The 19,707-nt window shown below is 69.2% G+C and carries 16 protein-coding genes; 6 read left to right on the forward strand and 10 right to left on the reverse strand.

The genetic code is table 11. From position 1 onward, the window contains the following. Positions 1-11: 11 nt before the first annotated feature. The 9 genes from M9799_RS17985 to M9799_RS18025 all read right to left on the reverse strand — a co-directional run bounded on the left by M9799_RS17985 (position 12) and on the right by M9799_RS18025 (position 11,095). Positions 12-3,431, reverse strand: a complete 3,420-nt coding sequence (locus M9799_RS17985; protein ID WP_231043867.1) for an AAA family ATPase — start codon at positions 3,429-3,431, stop codon at positions 12-14. Continuing rightward, positions 3,428-4,663 (reverse strand): exonuclease subunit SbcD, encoded by a 1,236-nt coding sequence (sbcD, locus tag M9799_RS17990; protein ID WP_231043866.1) that lies wholly within the window; start codon positions 4,661-4,663, stop codon positions 3,428-3,430. The genes M9799_RS17985 and sbcD overlap by 4 nt, the downstream gene beginning before the upstream one ends. Positions 4,664-4,771: 108 nt before the next feature. Further along, positions 4,772-5,308, reverse strand: coding sequence for an antibiotic biosynthesis monooxygenase (locus M9799_RS17995; protein WP_231043865.1), 537 nt, complete (start codon positions 5,306-5,308; stop codon positions 4,772-4,774). A 32-nt stretch (positions 5,309-5,340) separates the two neighbouring features. Beyond that, positions 5,341-5,817, reverse strand: a complete 477-nt coding sequence (locus M9799_RS18000; RefSeq protein ID WP_231043864.1) for a GNAT family N-acetyltransferase — start codon at positions 5,815-5,817, stop codon at positions 5,341-5,343. Positions 5,818-5,842: 25 nt separating this feature from the next. Then, positions 5,843-6,793 carry a DMT family transporter gene (locus M9799_RS18005; RefSeq protein WP_231043863.1) on the reverse strand — a complete coding sequence of 317 codons (951 nt, stop codon included), beginning with the start codon at positions 6,791-6,793 and terminating at the stop codon, positions 5,843-5,845. Positions 6,794-6,926: 133 nt separating this feature from the next. Continuing rightward, positions 6,927-9,482, reverse strand: a complete 2,556-nt coding sequence (locus tag M9799_RS18010) for an excinuclease ABC subunit UvrA (protein ID WP_231043862.1) — start codon at positions 9,480-9,482, stop codon at positions 6,927-6,929. Positions 9,483-9,576: 94 nt separating this feature from the next. Next, complete coding sequence (locus M9799_RS18015; RefSeq protein WP_231043861.1) at positions 9,577-10,341, reverse strand: YdcF family protein; 765 nt, start codon at positions 10,339-10,341, stop codon at positions 9,577-9,579. 82 nt (positions 10,342-10,423) lie between these two features. After that, a complete protein-coding gene (gene mdtI, locus M9799_RS18020; RefSeq protein WP_231043860.1) occupies positions 10,424-10,753 on the reverse strand; it encodes a multidrug/spermidine efflux SMR transporter subunit MdtI in 330 nt (109 codons plus the stop codon). A 3-nt stretch (positions 10,754-10,756) separates the two neighbouring features. Then, positions 10,757-11,095, reverse strand: a complete 339-nt coding sequence (locus tag M9799_RS18025) for a DMT family transporter (protein WP_231043859.1) — start codon at positions 11,093-11,095, stop codon at positions 10,757-10,759. 133 nt (positions 11,096-11,228) lie between these two features. On the opposite strand from M9799_RS18025, the gene M9799_RS18030 reads away from it, so the two are divergent. The 6 genes from M9799_RS18030 to M9799_RS18055 all read left to right on the forward strand — a co-directional run bounded on the left by M9799_RS18030 (position 11,229) and on the right by M9799_RS18055 (position 19,296). Further along, positions 11,229-12,095: a LysR family transcriptional regulator gene (locus M9799_RS18030; RefSeq protein WP_231043858.1), complete on the forward strand. Its 867-nt coding sequence runs from the start codon at positions 11,229-11,231 to the stop codon at positions 12,093-12,095. A 130-nt stretch (positions 12,096-12,225) separates the two neighbouring features. Then, the gene (paoA, locus tag M9799_RS18035) at positions 12,226-12,882 is read left to right on the forward strand and encodes an aldehyde dehydrogenase iron-sulfur subunit PaoA (RefSeq protein ID WP_231043857.1); all 657 of its coding nucleotides are present in this window, start codon (positions 12,226-12,228) and stop codon (positions 12,880-12,882) included. Further along, positions 12,879-13,835 carry an FAD binding domain-containing protein gene (locus M9799_RS18040; protein ID WP_231043856.1) on the forward strand — a complete coding sequence of 319 codons (957 nt, stop codon included), beginning with the start codon at positions 12,879-12,881 and terminating at the stop codon, positions 13,833-13,835. The genes paoA and M9799_RS18040 overlap by 4 nt, the downstream gene beginning before the upstream one ends. After that, the gene (paoC, locus tag M9799_RS18045; protein WP_231043855.1) at positions 13,832-16,018 is read left to right on the forward strand and encodes an aldehyde oxidoreductase molybdenum-binding subunit PaoC; all 2,187 of its coding nucleotides are present in this window, start codon (positions 13,832-13,834) and stop codon (positions 16,016-16,018) included. The genes M9799_RS18040 and paoC overlap by 4 nt, the downstream gene beginning before the upstream one ends. A gap of 404 nt (positions 16,019-16,422) precedes the next feature. Then, a complete protein-coding gene (locus M9799_RS18050; protein ID WP_231043854.1) occupies positions 16,423-17,712 on the forward strand; it encodes a PQQ-dependent sugar dehydrogenase in 1,290 nt (429 codons plus the stop codon). A gap of 42 nt (positions 17,713-17,754) precedes the next feature. Beyond that, positions 17,755-19,296, forward strand: a complete 1,542-nt coding sequence (locus tag M9799_RS18055; RefSeq protein ID WP_231043853.1) for a superoxide dismutase family protein — start codon at positions 17,755-17,757, stop codon at positions 19,294-19,296. Here M9799_RS18055 and M9799_RS18060 read toward each other — a convergent pair. Further along, positions 19,293-19,616 (reverse strand): hypothetical protein, encoded by a 324-nt coding sequence (locus tag M9799_RS18060; RefSeq protein WP_231043852.1) that lies wholly within the window; start codon positions 19,614-19,616, stop codon positions 19,293-19,295. The two genes, M9799_RS18055 and M9799_RS18060, sit on opposite strands and share 4 nt — an antisense overlap. Positions 19,617-19,707: the final 91 nt, after the last annotated feature.

Raw genomic sequence — 19,707 nt, forward strand, 5'->3', positions numbered from 1 at the left:
GTTACATGATGTTACACCACCAGGCGTGAATACCCCACTCCACCTCCCTTTTCCACGCGGATCTGCGCCGGAATGCGCTGCTTGAGCGCGTCCACATGGCTGATGATGCCGATCATCTTGCCACTGGCGTTGAGCGCATCGAGCGCCGTGAGCGCCACCTCCAGCGTATCGCCATCGAGCGTGCCGAAGCCTTCGTCGAGGAACAGCGAATCGATGGAGGTCTTGCGGCTGACCAGGTCCGACAGCGCCAGGGCCAGCGCCAGGCTGACCAGGAACGACTCGCCGCCCGAGAGCGTGCGCGTGTCGCGCGCGATGTCGCCCTGCCAGCCGTCGACGATGTCGAGCTCCAGCGCGCCCGTGGGCTTGCGCAGCAGCCGGTAGCGGCCATGCAGCCGCAGCAGATGGCGGTTGGCCAGGTGCAGCAGATGGTCGAGCGTCAGCCCCTGGGCGAACTTGCGGAACTTGTCGCCGCGCGCCGAGCCGATCAGCCCGTCGAGGTGCTGCCACAGCTCGCAGTCGCGCGCCTGCAGCGCCATCTGTGCCAGCAGTTCCTGCTGGCCCGCGCGGCGCCGGGCATCGTCGGCCAGGCGGGCGCGGGCTTCGCCGCGCTGCGCCGCCAGCTCGGCACGCTGCTCCTCGAGCCGCTGCAGCGCTTCGCTCAGCCGTTCGGCAGGCGCATCGGTCAGTGCCTGCGCCTGGAGCTCCGCATGGCGCGCATGCGCCGCGGCCTGCAATGCCTGGCGCTGCTGCAGCGCGGTCTGCAACTGCTCGTGCAGCGCCGCCAGCCGCGTGCGCTCATGGGGCGCCAGCAGTGCCTGCAGGTAGCCGGGCTCGTCGGTCCAGGGGCTGTCGCGCAGCGCCTGTTGCCAGGCGGCTTCGGCCTGGGCCGCGCCGGTGTCCTGGGCCTCCTGCATCGCCTGCGCCTGCTGCGCCTGGCCCTGCAGGCCGGCAAGCTGCTGCGCGCCCTGCTCGATCAGCTGCACACAGGCGTGCAGATCCGCGGCGGGCGTGGGCGCCGGCCCGGTGGCTTGCTCCCGGTGCGCCTGCCAATGTTCGGCCCAGCGCAGCGCCTCGGCCTGCGCCGCCGCGCATGCGGGCTGCTGCTGCGCGATCTGCGGCGCCAGTTGCTGCAGCTGCGCCTCGCTGCTCTGCCACCGCTGCCAAGCCTGCTGCCGGGCCTGCAGCCACTGCGCAGCCGTCTCCGGCGCCGGCAGCGCGGCATGACCGGCATCGGCCAGCGATGCCTGCAGCTGCGCGTCAAGCACCGCGCCCGCCTCGGCCTGGGCGTGCAGTGCGGCTGCTGCCGCCTGCGCGCGCGTTGCCAGCTCCCGCGCCGCCTGCTGCGCCAGGGCATCGGCGCTGCGTGCGGCCAGCAGCGCGTTGTCGCTCTGGCCGAAGGCATCCTTGGCGGCGCGCAGGCGCTGCTCGGCGCGCTCGGCCGCCTGCAATGCCTCGCCCAGCGCACCCAGCGCCTGCGCGCACTGCGCCTGGGCCTGGCCCAACTGATCGGGCTGCATCCAGGCATCGGCATCGGGCCGCTGATCGGGCGGCAGCTGCTGCAGCAATGCCGTCCAGGCCGGCAGCCAGCGCGACTGCAGATCGTCCGCCAGCTGCCCGCGCTGCTGCTGCAGTGCGCGCTGGGTGCTCTCGCAGCGCGCCAGCGCCGTGGCTGCGGCTTCGCCCTGCTGGCGCAGCAGATCGAGCTCGGCGCGGCGCTGCGCCAACTGGGTGCGCGTGGCCGAAGGATCCAGCGCCGCATAGCTGGCGACGGCCGGGTGCTCGAGCGCGCCGCACAGCGGGCAGGCCTCGCCGGGCTGCAGCGCCTGGCGGTGCTCGGCGAGGCTCTGGATCAGCTGCTCGCGTTCGAGCAGCTGCTGCTGGCTGGCGACCAGCTCGTTCAGCAGCTTCCACTGGCTGCGCAGCTGCGCGCGCTCGGCGCCATGGGCCTGCAGCGCCTGCGCGGCTTCGCGCTCCTGCCGTGCCAGGGCCTGCAATTGCTGCGCGATCAGTTGCCGCTCCTGCGTACGTTGTTGCACGTCCTGCCAGATGTGCGCCTGGGCCTGCAGCTGCTGCCAGCGCGTGCGCAGCAGGCTGCTGTCCTCGGGGGGCACGGCAGCCTGCGCGGCGCGCAGCGCGGAATCGGCATCGGCCTGTGCCTGCGTGGCGGACGCAATCCTGCCTGCCGCGGCCTGCGCCCGCTGCTGCGCCTGCTCCAGCTGTTGCTGCAGTGCCTGCAAATCCTGCTGCCCTGCCTGGTGTTGCCGCTGCAGTGCGGCACGCTGCGCGAACTGCTGGCGCCAGCCGCTCAGCTGCTCGCCCAGGCGGGCATCGGCCGCGTGGCTTCGGCAGTAATCCTGCAGCGCCTGCTGTTCGGCCAGCAGGCGCTGCAGGTGCAGCTGCGCGGCCTCGGCAGCCTGGGCCGAAAGCGCGGCCGCATGGCGGTAATGGTGGGCCTGTGCCATGCGCTGCGCCTGCTGCGCAGCGGTCAGTTGCTCGAGCCGCACCTGGCCCTCGGCACGCGCCGCCCGGGCACGCTGCCAGGCCTGGTGCATGGGCTGCAGCGCCTGTGCCGGCGCGTCCAGCGCCAGCCGCTGCAGCTCGGGCGCGGCCGCGGCCAGCGCATCGCCGGCCTGGGCGCAGTCGCTGCCGGCAGCGCGCAGGGCAGCCTGGGCGTGCGCCAACTGCTGCTGCCACTGCTGCTGCCCCAGGGCTTGCGCATGGGCCTGCTGCACCTGCGCGAGTTCCTGCTGCAGCCGCGCGTCATCGGCCTGCAGGGCCGCGCGCTCCTCGTCGGACAGCAGCTGCACGCCATCGGCCTGCGCCTGGTGCTGCTGCAATTGCTGGCGCGCGGCGCGTGCGTTCTCGAACACGGCAATCGAGATCTCGCCGTAGATTTCCGTGCCCGTGAGCTCCTCGAGCAGTTCCGCGCGCTCGTTGGCGCTGGCCGTGAGAAAGGCGGCGAATCCGCCCTGGGCCAGCAGCATGGACTTGGTGAAGCGCGCGAAGTCCAGCCCGGTGATCTCGGCGATGCGCCGGCGCTTGTCGTTGATCTGGGTGCTCAGGATCTGCCCGTCACGCGTCGCCAGCTCCACCTTGGGTGCCTGCAGCGCGCCATCGACGCGGTCGCGCGCGCGCCGCTGGCTCCAGTAGGCGCGGTAGTGCTGTCCTTTGACCTCGAATTCCACTTCCGCCAGGCAGTCGCTGGTGTGGCGCGTCATCAATTCGTTGGTCAAGGCGCTCAGGGTGTTCAGGCGCGGGGTCTCGTGGTAGAGCGCCACGCAGATCGCATCGAGCAGCGTGGATTTGCCGGCGCCCGTGGGGCCGGTGATGGCAAACAGGCTGTTGTCGGTGAACGGCGCCCGGGTGAAGTCGATTTCCCACTCGCCCTTGAGCGAGTTCAGGTTCCTGAAGCGCAGCCGGGTGATTCTCATGCGCCCGCTCCCTCGCCGTGCAGGCCGGCCAGCACGTGCCGGTAGCGTTCGCTGAGCGCGGCATGCAGCTCGGGCGCGAGCGCCTCCTCGGCCAGGCGGCGCGCGAACACCTCCTCGGGGGAGAGCTCGTCCAGCGATTCGCGCGCCGCGCCGCCGAGCTGCGCCGCCGCAGCGCCGCGCGCGCGCCGGATGCGCAGCAGCTCGAGCGGCAATCCCTGCAGCAGCGCCTCGACACGGCTTGCCAGGTCCTTGAGATAGTCATCGCCCTGCACCGTCACTTCGAGCCATACCGGGCGCTCGGCGGTACCCTGCTGCGCCGCGGCTTGCAGCAGCGCCGGCAGCGCGCCGAAGTCTGCGGCCAGCGCGGCCATGGGCTGGAACACCGGCACCGGCAGCGCCGTGACCGCCTGCAGCCCTTCGGGCCCGACATCCACCAGCAGCATCTGCTTGGCCTGGCGGGCTTCGTCGAAGCCTAGCGCGATGGGCGAGCCGCAGTAACGGATGTGCTCGAAGCCGCCCACTTTCTGCGGCTGGTGGATATGGCCCAGCGCGATGTAGTCGGCCGCGGGAAAGGCGCTGGTGGGAAAGGCCTCGAGCGCACCCACATAGATCTCGCGCACCGATTCGTTGCTGCTCGCGCCCACGGTGGTGAGATGCCCGGTCGCAAGGATCGGCAGCCGGCGTCCGAGCGAATCCAGCAGCTGCGCCTGCAGCGCCTGCGCCCTGGCGTGGACCGCCTGGTAGGTGGCCTGGATCGCGCGCTGCAGCGCCAGCTGCTTGTCCTCGGCGCTCTGGCCCGCCTGGCTCTGCACCACGTCGCGCGCGCGGATGAAAGGCAGCGCGCAGACGATGCAGCCGGGCTGGCCGCCGCGCTCGGGCAGGGTCACGACATGCGCATTGGCGTCGCCGACGGCCGCGATCATTGTGGTGTTCAGGCACGCCAGCAGCGCGCGGCTGTCGTCGAGCACGCTGACCGAATCATGGTTGCCGCCCAGCAGCAGCAGTGCCACGCCCGCCGCATGCAGCCGCGCCACCAGCTGGCTGTAGAGCGCGCGCGCATAGCTCGGCGGCGCGCCGGTGTCGAAGATGTCGCCGGCAATCAGTACCGCATCGACGGCCTGGGCCTCGACCTGCACCAGCAGCCAGTCGATCAGCGTCTGGTGCTCGGCCTCGCGGCTCTTGCCCATGAAATGCTGGCCCAGATGCCAGTCGGAGGTGTGGAGGATGCGCATGGAAGGGAAAGAAAAGGCGCCGGCGGGCGCTGCGCCCGGTGCTCGGTGGCCGGGCAGAAAACGCCTATTGTGCCCTGCCCACCCGCGCCAGCCCTCGGCGCGGTTGGGCTATTTGCCGCGCAGCCACCAGCCCATCCAGCGTACCAGCCGCGGCATGACCACATACGACATCAGCGAGACCACCAGCACCGTCACGAGCAGGATCCGCGCCAGAAAAGGCCATGACTGCAGCAGCGGCGTCAGCAGCCCCAGGCTCACTGCCACCAGCGGAAAGATGCCCATCCAGCTGACCACCGTGAGCTTCCACTTGGGTGGCACCGCCACCGGCACCGGGGGCGCGGTCCAGACCTGCAGGCCTTCGATCGGGCCTGCATCCACCACCTCGGCCATCTGCTCCAGGCGCTCGCGCCACTGCGCATGCCCGGCCGACTCCTGCCAGCGCGCAAGATCCTGCAGCGTGGCAAAGCGCTGAACGAACTGATGGGGCTCGCGCTCGGCGGCCGGTGGAATCAGGCTGGCGAAGACGCAGCCGGGGATCTGGCGCGAGCCCTGGAGCAGGCCTTCCAGCAGCGCCATGCAATCTTCTGCGCGGCCAGGCTTGGCGTGGCAGCGCAGGATGCGCGCCACGGGGGTTTTCTCGATCAAACTTGCACTCCGTATTCAGCAAGCGCGTGATTCTATGCGCCGGTCGGATGCGGCGTGCTGCCGGCAGCCCGCAGCATATCGACATGCGGGATGCCATCTTCGTCATAAGCTTCGCCCACGGCGTCGAAGCCAAACGACCCATAGAACCTCCGCAGATAGACCTGCGCGCCGATCTGTATTGCCGCGCCAGGGTATTGCAGCTCCGTGAAACGGATGGCTTCTGCCATCAACGCCCGGCCCAGCCGGTGGCCTCGGAACCTTGGCAGCGTCATGACGCGGCCGATGGAAGGCTCGGGATACTTCACCCCCGGGTCCACGACCCGGATATAGGCCGCAAGCTCCCCCTCCAGGCGCATGCGCAGATGCCAGGCCTGACGGTCCATGTCGTCCACCTCCTGGTACGGGCAGTTCTGCTCGACGACAAATACCGCGACCCGCGCCATGAGGATCTCATGCAGCTCGAGGGCGGTGAGCGATTCCAGCCGGGACCAGTGAAACTGTGCTGCCATGACGACCCCTTCGGCGGTTCGAACTTCAGGTGTTTGCCGCCGCGATCTGGCGCCGCGGCCAGCCGTAGCGCGCGAAGTGCATGATTGCCATGCCCGCCACCGCAATGCCGCCACCGATCAGCAGCGAAGGATGCAGCGCCTCACCCAGCCAGAGGCTGGAAAACAGGATGCCGAACACCGGCACCAGCGAGATATAGCCGGCCGCGGCCCCTGCGCCCAGGGTCTTCACGCCGTCGAAGAACCAGGCGTAGGCCACCGCCGTCGCGCCCAGCGCCAGCGCTGCCAGGCAGGCCCAGGAGGTCCAGGGCGTGGCGGCCAGGCGGCCCCAGCTGGCGGTGCCTTCCATGGCCAGGCTCGTGCCGCCCAGCATCGCGGCGCCGATCAGCGAGGTGACGGTGGTCGTGGTCAGCGCGTCCAGCCCCTTGAGCACCACGCGCCCGATCAGGGTATAGGCCACCCAGCTGGCAACGCAGCCCAGCAGCAGCAGCTCGCCGCGGCCGGAATGCTCCAGCCAGCTGTCCATGGAGACGCCGCCGGCAATGGCGATCCAGGCGCCGACCACGGCCAGCACCATGCCCAGCGCGATGCGCGCGTTGAGCCGCTCGCCAAACAGCAGCGCCGCCAGCAGCAGCGTGGCCGCGGGGTTGAGCGTCACCACGATCGAGGCCTTGCCGGCCGGCACCAGCTGCACGCCCAGCATGAAAAAGGTGGAATACCCCAGCACGCCGAACGCCGCGGCGCAGGCCAGGCCCAGCCACTGCTTTGAGGTCAGGCGCAGCAAGGGCTGCAGGCCGCCGCGCCAATGCATCCACAGCAGCAGCGCCAGGCTGGCAAGGACGAAACGCAGGCTGGCGGCGGCCAGTGGCGGCATGGTCTGGGCGATCACCCGGCCCCAGGGCCAGGAGGCGCCCCAGAGCGCGGCCATGCCGAGCAGGCGCAGGTGGGTGGTGCGGATGGAAGCGGAAGTAGAGGGCATGGTCGGGCTCGAGACAGGCGCCTGCGGGCAATAGCCAGTCTTCGCAGGCAGGGCGCAAGCCTAACCGTTTCGGGCGCAGGACGAAGCGCTCCCGCGCTTTATCTGACTGCGCCGCTGGCCTGCAGTCGCGGCGTCAACGCCCAGCCAGGCTTTGCGCCAGATACGGCGCCGTGCGCGAACCCCGATGCCGCGCCACCTCCTCCGGCGTGCCGCTGGCGACGATGCTGCCACCCTGGGCGCCCGCGCCCGGCCCCATGTCGATCACCCAGTCGCTGCGCGCGACGAAATGCATGTCGTGCTCGACCACCACGACGGTGTTGCCGGCCTGCACGAAGGCATCGAGCTGCTGCAGCAGGCGGTCGATATCGGCCGGGTGCAGCCCCGTGGTGGGTTCATCGAGCACATACAGCGTATGGCCGCGCTGCGTGCGCTGCAATTCGGTCGCCAGCTTGATGCGCTGGGCCTCGCCGCCCGAGAGCTCGGTGGCCGGCTGGCCCAGGCGCAGATAGCCCAGGCCGATGTCGCGCAGCACCTGCAGCGGGCGCAGCACCGCCGGCTCCGAGGCAAAGGCCTCGCAGGCGGCTTCCACCGTCAGGCCGAGCACATCGGCGATGCTCAAGCCGTTCCAGGTGACGGCCAGGGTCTCGGGGTTGTAGCGCGCGCCATGGCAGGTCGTGCACGGCGCGTAGGCCATCGGCAGGAAGGCCAGCTCCACTTTCACGAAGCCCTCGCCTTCGCAGGTCGGGCAGCGGCCCTTGGCGACATTGAAGGAAAAGCGTCCTGCATCGAAGTGCTTCTTGCGCGCAGCGGGAGTTGCGGCAAACAATTTGCGCACGGCATCGAACAGGCCGGTGTAGGTTGCCAGATTGGAGCGCGGCGTGCGGCCGATGGGCTTTTGATCGACCAGCACCAGCCGGCGGATCTGGTCGGTGGCGCCGCCCAGCGTGCCGCGCATGGCATCGTCCACGGCGGACAGCGCGCCCGGGTCGTCATCGCCCGCTGATGCATCGGGCGGCATATCGTCGGGACTCTCCTCCTGCGCGACCGGCGGGCGCTGCCCGAGGTGCGCGCTGACAAGCTCCAGCAGCGCCTGGCTCACCAGGCTGGACTTGCCCGATCCCGACACGCCGGTCACGGAGGTCAGGCAGCCGATGGGAAAGGCGGCATCGATGCCGTGCAGGTTGTTGCGCTGCACGCCCTGCAGCAGGAGCCAGTCCCGGGGCGCGCGCCGGGAGCGGCTGGGCCGCGCGTCGGTGGCAAAAAGATATTTCCGGGTGCGGGATTCGGAGATCTTTGCGAGGCCGGAGGGCGCCCCGCTGTAGAGCACCCGCCCGCCGCGCTCGCCGGCGTCGGGCCCCACGTCCACCAGCCAGTCGGCGCGGCGCATGGTGGCGATGTCGTGCTCCACCACGAAGATCGAGTTGCCGGCGGCCTTGAGGCGCAGCAGCGCCGTCAGCAGCGCCTCGCTGTCAGCGGGATGCAGGCCGGCCGAGGGTTCGTCGAGCACATAGACCACGCCAAACAGCTGCGACGCCAGCTGCGTCGCCAGGCGCAGGCGCTGCAGCTCGCCGGGCGACAGCGTGGGCGTGGCGCGGTCGAGCGACAGGTAGCCCAGGCCCAGCCCGGTCAATGCGCCAATGCGTCCCAGCAGCTCCTGCGCGATGCGCTGGGCGACCAGTTGCTTTTCCGGCGGGAGGTCAGCGCCCGCGCCCTCCGCAAAGGGGCGCAGCCGCTCGGCGAGGGTGTCCAGCGGCAGGTGCGTGAAGTCGCCTATATCGAGGCCGTCGAAAGTGATGGACAGCGCCTCGGGCTTGAGCCGCTTGCCATGGCACACCGGGCAGGCCGTGCCCACCATGAACTGCGCCACCTTGCGCTTCATCATCGCGCTCTGGCTGGTGGCGAAGGTCTGCATCACATAGCGGCGCGCGCCGATGAAGGTGCCCATGTAGCTCGGCGGCTGCTTGGCGCGGCGCAGCCGCTGCACCTCGGCCAGCGGCAGGCCGGCGTACACCGGCACCTGCGGCTGCTCGTCGGTGAACAGGATCCAGTCGCGCAGCTTCTTCGGCAGGTCGCGCCAGGGCACGTCGATGTCGTGCCCCAGGCTGGTCAGGATGTCTTTCAGGTTCTGGAACTGCCAGGCGCCGGGCCAGGCGGCCACGGCGCGTTCGCGCAGCGTGAGCGAGTCGTCGGGCACCATCGACGCCTCGTTCACGTCGTAGATGCGCCCCAGGCCATGGCAATGCGGGCAGGCGCCCTGCGGCATGTTGGGGGAGAACTCGGTGGCCACCAGCAGCGGCAGGCCCCGGGGGTAGGTGCCGGCGCGCGAATACAGCATGCGCACCAGGCTGGAGATGGTCGTGACGCTGCCCACCGAGGAGCGCGCCGTGGCCGCGCCGCGCTGCTGCTGCAGCGCCACCGCCGGTGGCAGGCCCTCGATGCTCTCCACCTGCGGCACGCCGACCTGGTCGATGAGCCTTCGCGCATACGGCGCCACCGACTCGAAGTAGCGGCGCTGCGCCTCGGCGTAGATGGTGCCGAAGGCCAGGGATGACTTGCCCGAGCCCGAGACGCCGGTGAAGACAACCAGGGCGTTGCGGGGGATGTCCACATCGACGTCCTTGAGATTGTGCTCACGGGCGCCGCGGACCTGGATGAAAGCATTGGGTTGTGGCGAGGATTTGGTGGACAAGCGGGACCTCCGTTCTGGTCCCAGTATCCACAGCCCGCGGCGCCCTGCGCGTCATCCAATGCCGAAGGTTGACGATCCTCGCCGGGCGCATGCCCTAGCCCGCCGCAAGCCGCGCGGGCGGCGGCGCCCTCTCGCCGAGCGCGATGTAGATCCTGTAGCGTGCGATCTCCAGGTACTCATGCAGCGCGGCATCGGCCAGCACGAAATTGTGTGGCCGTGGCAGCAGCGACTTCTGCGCGCACAGGTAGTCCGCGCGTACCTGCGTGGCCTCGATGCCGAAATGCGCGAAATACAGCTGGCTGCGGCGCAGGTGCACGCCCGAGGACACCAGCACCACATGGTCGGCACAGAAGTGCTGCAGCACGTCACTGGCGTAGCGCGCATGCTGCCAAGTGCTCATGCTGATGGGCTCGATCAGCACATCGTCGCCCGCCAGGCCGAGCGCCAGCAACGCCTGGCGGTAGACCATGGCCTCGGAGCTTCCGGTGCGCTGCGCGTCGCCTCCGCTCAAAAGGATCTTGCACTGCCCGCCGCTGCGCACGCATTCGCGCTGCAAGGCGGCAGCCTCGACCAGGCGTGCATAGGAGAACAGGCCGGGCTCCAGGCCGCCGGTCGCTGCGACGCGCTCCATGCCTCCGCCCAGCACCACGATGGCATTGCGCTGGCCCCAGGCATGGGATGGCTTGACCTCGTATGCGCTTTGCAGATCCTGCAACAGCCACGCGGGAACCACGCCGCAGCCCACGGCGAAGAACAGCCCCAGCGCCAGCGCGTACAGCATCTGCCCCATCCGCTTGCGGCACCGGGCCATGCAGGCCGCGCCTAGCAGGGCGAGGATGATCAGCAGACTCAGGATCATGGGCACCTCGCGGTCATGGGAAGGAAAAAGGGGCGGATGGCTCGCATGGGGACTCCTTCGATGGAAGACAGGGAAGCCAGGCTCAGGACAACTTGAGCAGCAGCACGCCCAGCACGATCAGCGCAATGCCCGCCCAGCCGCGGCGCGCCAGTGCCTGCTGGAAGAACAGCCGGCCGGCGGCAGTGGTGAGCACGATGCCGGTGCCGCCCCACAGCGCATAGGCCACGGACAGGTCGATGCCCTTGACGGCCTGCGACAGCGCGGTGAAGGACGCCAGCACGCAGCCAATGCCCAGCACGCCCCAGACCTTGCGGCGCCAGCCGGCCGAGCATTTGATGAACACGTTGGCGGCCACTTCCAGCAGCACTGCTAGCCCCATGAAGGCGTAATGGATGAATTGGGCGTTCTGCATGCGTCACTCCTTTGCCGCGTGGCCGCCCGCGTTGACCAGCACCACGCCCGCCATCAGCAGCGCCATGCCCAGCAGCTTCAAAGCTCCCAGGCTTTCGCCAAAGAACTGCCAGCCGATGAAGGCCACGGCCGCAAGGCCCAGCGTTTCCCAGGTGGCATAGGTCACTGCCATGGGGATATGCTCCATGGCCGTGGCCAGCAGGAAGAACGACAGGCCGATCATCAGGTACATGAACAGCAGCGCCGTCCAGGCCGTCTCCTGCGACACCAGCTTCATGACGCTGACACCGACAATCTCGGTGGCGACGGCGGCCAGCAAAAAGATCCAGGGACGCAAGGTCATGGCAATCCTCCATGTGGAAAAGGGCGCATCGGTCAGTGGGTTGGCACGGGCTTGCAGCGCGTTGAGGGAATTTTCCAAGCTCCATCGGAATCGAAAAAGTCAACATCCATCTAAAAAATTGATATAACGCGCCATGCAGTGGACCCTCGACCAGCTTCGACAGTTCGTGCTGACGGCCGAAAGCGGCTCGTTCAGCGAAGCCGCGCGCCGGCTGGGGCGTGCGCAATCGGCCGTCAGCACGGCCATCGGGCTGCTGGAAGCCGACCTGGGTGTGGAACTGTTCGACCGCTCGCGGCGCAATGCGCAGCTCACCGATGCCGGCGCATTGCTGCTGCTGGAAGCGCGCGAACTGCTGCGCCAGGGGCAGTCGCTGGAGCAGCGCGCGCTGTCGCTCAGCGCCGGCGGCGAGGCCAAGCTCACGCTGGCGCTGGACGAGGCCCTGCCCGACACCGCGGTGGGGACGCTGATCCGCGAGATCGCGCAGCGTTTTCCCGATCTCGAGCTGACGCTGCTCAACGGCACGGCCACCGAGGTGGCGGAGTACGTCGACCAGCAGCGCGCGCAGATGGCGATCCACTTCGTGCGCGGCGCCCTCCCCGCACGCTTCGACCAGCGCCACATGGGCACCGTTTCCCAGGGCCTGTTCGTGCCCATGGGCCACCCGCTCACCAGGAACGAGACGGTGCAGCGCAGGGACCTGGTGCCCTACCGCCAGCTGATCCTGCATGCCGATGACGTGCACGAGACCGCCTACAGTCCCAAGGTCTGGCGCGCGGACAGCTTCTACGCGCTGGCGCGGATGGTCGCCTATGACCTGGGCTGGGCTATCCTTCCGGTCAACATCGCGACCCATGACTCCTATCGCCAGCCGCTGCAGCAGTTGGACTGCCCGTCGCTGGCGCTGCCGCAGCTGTCGGTGCGCGTGCTCTGGTGCCAGGGCTGGCAGCCCGGCCCGGCGGCGAACTGGGTGCAGGCGCGCTTCACCGAACTGCTGCGCTAGCCACCGGAAATCGGGCGCAGGACGGGGTGGTTTCTGACGTGATTGGTAAAAACCCGCCTTTAGGATGGGTTCACAACCATTCCGGCCTTGCGCTTGCAGCAAAGGCCGGCCAGACCAAGGACCCACGCCCATGAATCACCCCGCCGAATTCACCCTGTCGCGGCGCGGCCTGCTGCAGACCGGTGCCGTCTCGCTGACGGTGCCTGCGCAGCTGGCCGCGTCCGCCGCGCCCGCCTCCGCCCCGGCCGCTCCCGCGGAGAACGGCCGCCCCGGCGTGCCGATGTCCGTCCATCTCAAGGTCAATGGCAAGGAACAGCGCCTGGCCGTCGACCCGCGCACCACCTTGCTCGATGCACTGCGCGAACACCTGCACCTCACGGGCACCAAGAAGGGCTGCGACCACGGCCAGTGCGGCGCCTGCACGGTGATCGTCAACGGGCGGCGCATCAATTCCTGCCTGACGCTGGCCGTCATGCAGGAGGGCTCCGAAGTCACCACCATCGAGGGCCTGGGCCAGCCCGGGCAGATGCACCCGCTGCAGGAAGCCTTCGTCAAGCACGACGGCTACCAGTGCGGCTACTGCACGCCCGGGCAGATCTGCTCCGCGGCAGCCGTGCTGCAGGAGGTCAAGCAGGGCATTCCCAGCCATGTCACGGCGGACCTCACGGCCCAGCCGCTGCTGTCGGCCGCCGAACTGCGCGAGCGCATGAGCGGCAATATCTGCCGCTGCGGCGCCTACAGCAACATCATCGATGCGATCAGCGAAGTCGGCGGGGTGAAAGCATGAAGGCCTTCACCTATGAACGCGCGGCCTCGCCCGCACAGGCGCTGGCCGCGGCCGCGCGCACGCCCGGCGCCCGCTTCATTGCCGGCGGCACCAATCTGCTGGACCTGATGAAGCTGGAGATCGAGACGCCCCAGCACCTGATCGACGTCAACGGCCTGGGTCTCGACAAGATCGAAGCCACGGCCGAAGGCGGCCTGCGCATCGGCGCGCTGGTGCGCAACACCGATCTCGCGGCCGACGCACGCGTGCGCCGCGACTATGGCGTGCTGTCGCGCGCGCTCCTGGCCGGTGCCTCGGGCCAGCTGCGCAACCAGGCAACGACGGCCGGCAACCTGCTGCAGCGCACGCGCTGCCCCTATTTCTACGACACCGCCCAGCCCTGCAACAAGCGCGAGCCGGGCAGCGGCTGCTCGGCCATCGGCGGCATCAGCCGCCAGCACGCCGTGGTGGGTTCGAGCGAGGCCTGCATCGCCACGCACCCCAGCGACATGGCGGTGGCCATGCGCCTGCTGGACGCGGGCGTCGAGACGCTGCAGCCGAACGGCGCGCGCCGCACCATTCCCATCGCCGACTTCCACCGGCTGCCGGGCAATACGCCGCATATCGAGACCGCGCTGGCGCCGGGCGAGCTGATCACCGCGGTGACCCTGCCCGCGCCGCTGGGCGGCAAGCACATCTACCGTAAGGTGCGCGACCGCTCCTCCTATGCGTTCGCGCTGGTGTCCGTGGCCGCGGTGCTGCAGCCCGACGGCTCGGGCCGCGTGGCGCTGGGCGGCGTGGCGCACAAGCCGTGGCGCGTCGAGGCTGCCGACCAGGCGCTGCCCCAGGGCGCGAAAGCCGCCAGCAGCCTGCTGCTGGCCGGCGCCCGCCCTACCGAGCACAACGCCTTCAAGATCACGCTGGTCGAGCGCACGCTGGATGCCGTGCTCGCCACCGCACGGAGCCAAGCATGAAATTCGACACCCCCGCCACCACCAACCCGATCGACCAGCTCAAGGTCGTCGGCCAGCCCGTGGACCGCATCGACGGGCCGTTCAAGACCACCGGCACCGCGCCCTATGCCTACGAACGCCACGATGTGGCGCCCGACGCCGCCTATGGCTACGTCGTGGGCGCCACGGTGGCCAAGGGCCGCATCGCCTCCATCGACCAGAGCCGCGCCGAGGCCGCGCCCGGAGTGATCGCCATCGTCACCGCCAGGAACGCCGGCAAGCTGGGCAAGGGCGAGAAGAACATCGCCAGGCTGCTGGCCGGACCGAATGTCGAGCATTACCACCAGGCCGTGGCGCTGGTGGTGGCCGAAACCTTCGAGCAGGCGCGCAGCGCCGCAAAGCTGCTGGAAGTGCGCTACGAAAGCACGGCCGGCAAATACGACCTGGAGCAGGCGCGCAGCTCTGGCGCCAAGACCATCGACAAGGACAAGAAGGTCGGCGATTTCAACAGCGCCTTCGCGCGCGCCGAGGTGCAGCTGGACCAGACCTACTCCACGCCGGACCAGTCGCACGCGATGATGGAGCCGCATGCCACCACGGCGATGTGGCGCGGCGAGCGGCTCACGGTGTGGACCTCCAGCCAGATGGTGGACTGGTTCGCCAGCGACCTGGCGAAGACGCTGGGCATCCCCAAGGACCGCGTGCACCTGATCTCGCCCTATATCGGCGGCGGCTTCGGCGGCAAGCTGTTCCTGCGCACCGATGTGCTGCTGGCCGCCCTGGGCGCGCGCATCGCGCAGCGCCCGGTCAAGGTGACGCTGCAGCGCCCGCTGATCGCCAACAACACCACGCACCGCCCGGCAACCATCCAGCGCGTGCGCCTGGGCGCGTCCAAAAGCGGCGAGATCACCGCCATCGCGCATGAAAGCTGGTCCGGCAATCTGCCCGGCGGCGAGCCCGAGGAGGCGACGCAGCAGACGCAGTTCCTCTACGCCGGCGCGCACCGCCTGACCGGCACGCGGCTGGCGGTGCTCGATCTGCCAGAGGGCAATTCGATGCGCGCGCCGGGCGAGGCGCCGGGCATGATGGTGCTGGAGATCGCCATCGACGAAATGGCCGAGCGCCTTGGCATGGACCCGATCGAGTTCCGGGTGCGCAACGACACCCAGGTCGACCCGTCCAAGCCCGAGCGCCGCTTTTCGCAGCGCCGCCTGGTGGAATGCCTGCGCACCGGCGCCAAGGAGTTCGGCTGGTCCGAGCGCAGCGCCAAGCCCGCCAGCCGGCGCGAGGGCGATGCCTGGATCGGCATCGGCATGGCGGCGGCCTTCCGCAACAACCTGGTGATGAAGTCGGGCGCGCGGGTGCTGCTCGACAACCGCGGCATCGTCACGGTGCAGACCGACATGACCGACATCGGCACCGGCAGCTACACCATCATCGCGCAGACCGCGGCGGAGATGCTGGGCGTGCCGCTCGATCGCGTGGTGGTCGAACTGGGCGATTCGAGCTTTCCCGTCTCCGCTGGCTCGGGCGGCCAGTGGGGCGCCAATAGTTCGACTTCGGGCGTGTACGCGGCCTGCATGAAGTTGCGCGAGGCCATCGCGCAGCGCGCCGGTTTCCCCGCGGATGCAGAGTTCGCCGAGGGCATGGTGCGCGCCGGCGGACAGAGCCGGACGCTGGCCGAGATCGCGGGCGACAAGGGCTTTTCGGTGGCCGACAGCATCGAGTTTGGCGACCTGGACAAGCGCTACCAGCAGTCGACCTTCGGCGCCCACTTCGTCGAGGTGGCCGTCGATGCCTACACCGCCGAGGTGCGCGTGCGCCGCATGCTGTCGGTGTGCGCCGCGGGCCGCATCCTCAACCCCAAGTCGGCGCGCAGCCAGGTGATCGGCGCCATGACCATGGGCGTGGGCGGTGCGCTGATGGAAGACCTCGCCGTGGACAAGCGCAAGGGCTTCTTCGTCAACCACGATCTCGCCGCCTATGAAGTGCCGGTGCATGCTGATATCCCGCACATGCAGGTGATCTTCCTCGACGAGACCGACCCGATCTCCTCGCCCATGAAGGCCAAGGGCGTGGGCGAGCTGGGCCTATGCGGCGTGGGCGCGGCGGTGGCCAACGCGATCTACAACGCGACCGGGGTGCGCGTGCGGGACTATCCGGTGACGCTGGACAAGCTGCTGGAGAAGATGCCGAAGGCTTGAGGCTGAGGGACGGGCGGCGGCTGCGTTCTGTCTGAGGGCAGGCCGTCCATCCTTCGACGGGGCCGCCCAGGCAAGCTCGGGACGAACGGTTTTCTGGCGTGCTTCATTCCAGGCTCCGTCCGCTGATCCTCGCACGCCCCTTTCCCCGTTCGCCCTGAGCCTGTCGAAGGGTGTCTCCAGATCCAATATCCAGGACGACGCCCGTAGGCTCAAGAGTACGCCGCCCATCTTTCGATCCTTCGTCGAGCCCAGGATCAGAACGAACGGTTTGTTGAATTCCCGCCCCCGCCAGCGTCCTACAAAGCATCAAGAACTGATCCTGCCCGGGTTTGCCCATGCATGCGCAGGATAGAGCGCTGTAGCGACCGATACGGCCCTTCAACCCTTTTTACCCTCCGTTTCATATGACACAACGCCCTCCCACCTCGGACTTCCAACGCCTGCGGGCCAGCGCCGCTGGCCTGCTTCTCGCGGCAATTGCTGTCTCCGCCAGCGCGCAATTGCAGCCTGGCGATGGCCCGGTCCAGGTCACGGCTGGTGTGGTCGAACCCACGCCTGTGCCATTCAATGAAAACCTCCTGCCCAACCTGCGCGTGCCCGCAGGCTTCAGCGTCTCGGTGTTTGCCAAGGACCTGAAGAACGTGCGCTGGCTGGTGGTGGCGCCGAACGGCGATGTCTACGCCAGCCGCCGCGAGCAGGGCGACGTGCTGCTGCTGCGCGACACCAATGGCGACGGCAAGGCCGACGAGCAGAAGATCGTGATGCAGAACGTCATGTACGTGAACGGCCTGGCGCTGCGCGAGGGCCGCCTCTATGCCGTGACCGACAAGAAGATCCTGATGGCGCCGGTGCTGCCCGACGGCACGCTGGGCATGACCACCACGCTGGTGGACGACCTGCCCGATGCCGGCCAGCACCCCAACCGCACGCTGGACTTCGGGCCCGACGGCTGGCTCTATGTGACGGTGGGCTCGACCTGCAACAACTGCCGCGAGCCCAACCCCGAATCGGCCACCATGCTGCGCATGCGCCCCGATGGCTCGGCGCGCGAGATCTACGCCAAGGGCCTGCGCAACACCATCGGCTTCGGCTGGCATCCCACGAGCGGCCAGCTCTACGGCTTCGACCATGGCTCCGACTTCCAGGGCGACAACGAGCCGCCCGAGGAACTCAACGCCATCAAGCCCAACCAGCACTATGGCTGGCCCTTCTGCTGGGGCGACCGCAAGGTCACGCCGATCCAGTTCAACGAACCGCCGCAGACCACCAAGGCCGACTTCTGCCCCACCACGACGGCGCCGGCGCTGCACTACACCGCGCATGCCGCGCCCCTAGGCTTCGTGTTCTACACCGGGCAGCAGTTCCCCAGCGAGTACCGCGGCGATGCCTTCGTGGCCTTCCGCGGTTCCTGGAACCGTTCGCAGCCCAGCGGCTACAAGGTGGTGCGCGTGCGCTTCGACGCCAATGGCCAGCCGCAAGGCAGCGAGGATTTCGCCACCGGCTGGCTGATGTCGCAGCTGCCCCCGGCGCTGAATCAGCCCGGCGCGGCCGGCACGCCCGCGGAAAAGGCCAAGTCCCAGCGCCCGGCGCACTTCGGCCGCCTGGCAGGCCTGGTCCAGGCACGTGACGGCTCGCTGCTGCTGGCCGAAGACCAGAACGGCGTGATCTACCGCATTCGCTACGCGGGCCGGTAAATGCCTGTGCCCACCCAACGAACACTCCAGGAATCTGCCGCCATGAAACAACGTCCCTTCGTGTCCGCCAGCAGCGTGCTGGTCTCTGCAATCGCCGCCCTTCTCGCCGGCTGCGCCGCCAGCGGCAACTACGACATGCCCGCGGCCGGCACGCCGGCGCCGGTGTCCACCACGGCCCCCCTGGGCAGCGCCACGCCACAGACGCCGATGGCCCAGGCCCAGATGCCCCAGGCCCGTGTGGCGCTGATGACTCCCGCCGGCCAGCCCGCCGGAAACGCCATGCTGCGCGAGCTGCCCAATGGCGGCGGCGTGGAAATCGCCATCGAAGTGCGCGACATGGCGCCCGGCCCGCATGGCTTCCACATCCATGCCCATGGCGCCTGCTCCCCCGGCCCCGATGCCGCAACCGGGCAGATCGTTGCCTTTGGCGCCGCCGGCGGGCATTTCGATCCGCACATGACGCGCAACCACGGCCGCCCCGGCCAGTCCCCGCACGAGGCCCATGCCGGCGAGGCGCCGAACATCTCGGTCGGCGCCAACCGCCAGGGCACGCTGCGCTTCACCAATCCGCATGTGACGCTGCAGCCGGGCAAGACCTCGGTCATGGGCCGCACGCTGATCGTGCACGAGCGCGAGGACGACTACGCCAGCGATCCGGCCGGCAACTCCGGCGGCCGCATTGCCTGCGGCATCATCGAGTCCACCGCACCGGGCATGGTCCAGGGGCGCACGATCTTCGAGGGCGCCAATGTGTTCCCCGAAGGCATTGCCATCGACAGCCGCGACGGTACCGCCTATGTGGGCTCGAGCACCGAAGGCCATATCTACAAGATCGCCAAGGGCGCCACCAAGGCCGAGATGCTGCAGATGGGCGGCTCGGCCGGGCGCCTGAACGCCTACGGCATGAAGGTCGATGCCTCGGGACGCCTGTGGGTTGCGGGCGGCCCGTCCAACGCCGTGGCCATCGTCGATCCTCAGCGCGCCGCCACGCTGGCCGTGGTGAAAGGTCCCAAGGAAGGCCAGCCTTTCCTCAACGACCTGGTGCTGACCTCGACCCATGCCTATGTGACGGATTCGTTCCGTCCTGTGCTGTGGCGCATCAATGCCGCGCCCGGCGCCGCCATGGTGCTGGAGCCCTGGCTGGACCTGCGCAACACCCCCGTGCGCTACCAGCCCAACCAGTACAACTTCAACGGCATCGTGGCATCAAGCGACGGCCGCTGGCTGCTCGCAATCCAGCAGGCCACCGGCCAGCTCTGGCGTATCGACACCGGCAACCGCGCCGTGAGCGAGGTGCGCGTCGAGGGCGGCTCGCTGGTCAACGGCGACGGCCTGGTGCTGAACGGCGCCAACGAGCTGTATGTGGTGCGCAATGCCGACGACGAACTGGTGCGCGTGTCGCTGGCCAATGGCTGGGGCAGCGCGCGCGTCGAGCAGCGCCTGCGCGACCATCGGCTGAAGTACCCGACGACGGCGGCCATGGCCGACAATGCGCTGATGGTGGTCAATGGCCAGACCGACAAGCAGAAGGACCCGCCGCCCCTGCTGCCCTTCGACGTGCTGAGCATCGGCCTGCCGCGCTAGGCCCCCTCGCCCGACTGCGCATACCACTGCGCATAGGGCGTGTTCTTTGCCAGGAAGCGGTTGAAGTCCGGCGCGCCATCGGTCCACCATGGCGCGCCGCGCTCGCCCAGGCCCAGCTTGGCCTGATGGACTGCAGCGCGGGCCGCCGCCAGGCGCGGCGCATCTTCCTGCGCCAGCGCCGCCTTCACTTCCCGGCGCGCGGCGGACAGCGCATGCACCAGCGCCGCGCGCTGCGCTTCATCCAGATGCGGATTGCTGGTGCGCCACAGGCGCCCGCGCACCACGATATATCTTCCGTCGGGGGTTTTCAGAGGCGGCACGGGGTTCCAGGGGGATGCAAGGGCTTCCTTTATCGCCCATTTCGCAGAGCACTTCCCGGGTTCTCGCCGCCGTCCTACAGCGCGGCCCCGG

The sequence above is a fragment of the Comamonas endophytica genome (genome assembly GCF_023634805.2).
Lineage (GTDB): Bacteria > Pseudomonadota > Gammaproteobacteria > Burkholderiales > Burkholderiaceae_C > Comamonas > Comamonas endophytica.

Coding starts and splice junctions, on each gene's coding strand:
- M9799_RS17985 (WP_231043867.1), bottom strand. CDS start 3,431: ATGAGAATCACCCGGCTGCGCTTCAGGAACCTGAACTCGCTCAAGGGC.
- sbcD (WP_231043866.1), bottom strand. CDS start 4,663: ATGCGCATCCTCCACACCTCCGACTGGCATCTGGGCCAGCATTTCATG.
- M9799_RS18000 (WP_231043864.1), bottom strand. CDS start 5,817: ATGGCAGCACAGTTTCACTGGTCCCGGCTGGAATCGCTCACCGCCCTC.
- M9799_RS18005 (WP_231043863.1), bottom strand. CDS start 6,793: ATGCCCTCTACTTCCGCTTCCATCCGCACCACCCACCTGCGCCTGCTC.
- M9799_RS18015 (WP_231043861.1), bottom strand. CDS start 10,341: ATGATCCTGAGTCTGCTGATCATCCTCGCCCTGCTAGGCGCGGCCTGC.
- mdtI (WP_231043860.1), bottom strand. CDS start 10,753: ATGCAGAACGCCCAATTCATCCATTACGCCTTCATGGGGCTAGCAGTG.
- M9799_RS18025 (WP_231043859.1), bottom strand. CDS start 11,095: ATGACCTTGCGTCCCTGGATCTTTTTGCTGGCCGCCGTCGCCACCGAG.
- M9799_RS18030 (WP_231043858.1), top strand. CDS start 11,229: ATGCAGTGGACCCTCGACCAGCTTCGACAGTTCGTGCTGACGGCCGAA.
- paoA (WP_231043857.1), top strand. CDS start 12,226: ATGAATCACCCCGCCGAATTCACCCTGTCGCGGCGCGGCCTGCTGCAG.
- M9799_RS18040 (WP_231043856.1), top strand. CDS start 12,879: ATGAAGGCCTTCACCTATGAACGCGCGGCCTCGCCCGCACAGGCGCTG.
- paoC (WP_231043855.1), top strand. CDS start 13,832: ATGAAATTCGACACCCCCGCCACCACCAACCCGATCGACCAGCTCAAG.
- M9799_RS18050 (WP_231043854.1), top strand. CDS start 16,423: ATGACACAACGCCCTCCCACCTCGGACTTCCAACGCCTGCGGGCCAGC.
- M9799_RS18055 (WP_231043853.1), top strand. CDS start 17,755: ATGAAACAACGTCCCTTCGTGTCCGCCAGCAGCGTGCTGGTCTCTGCA.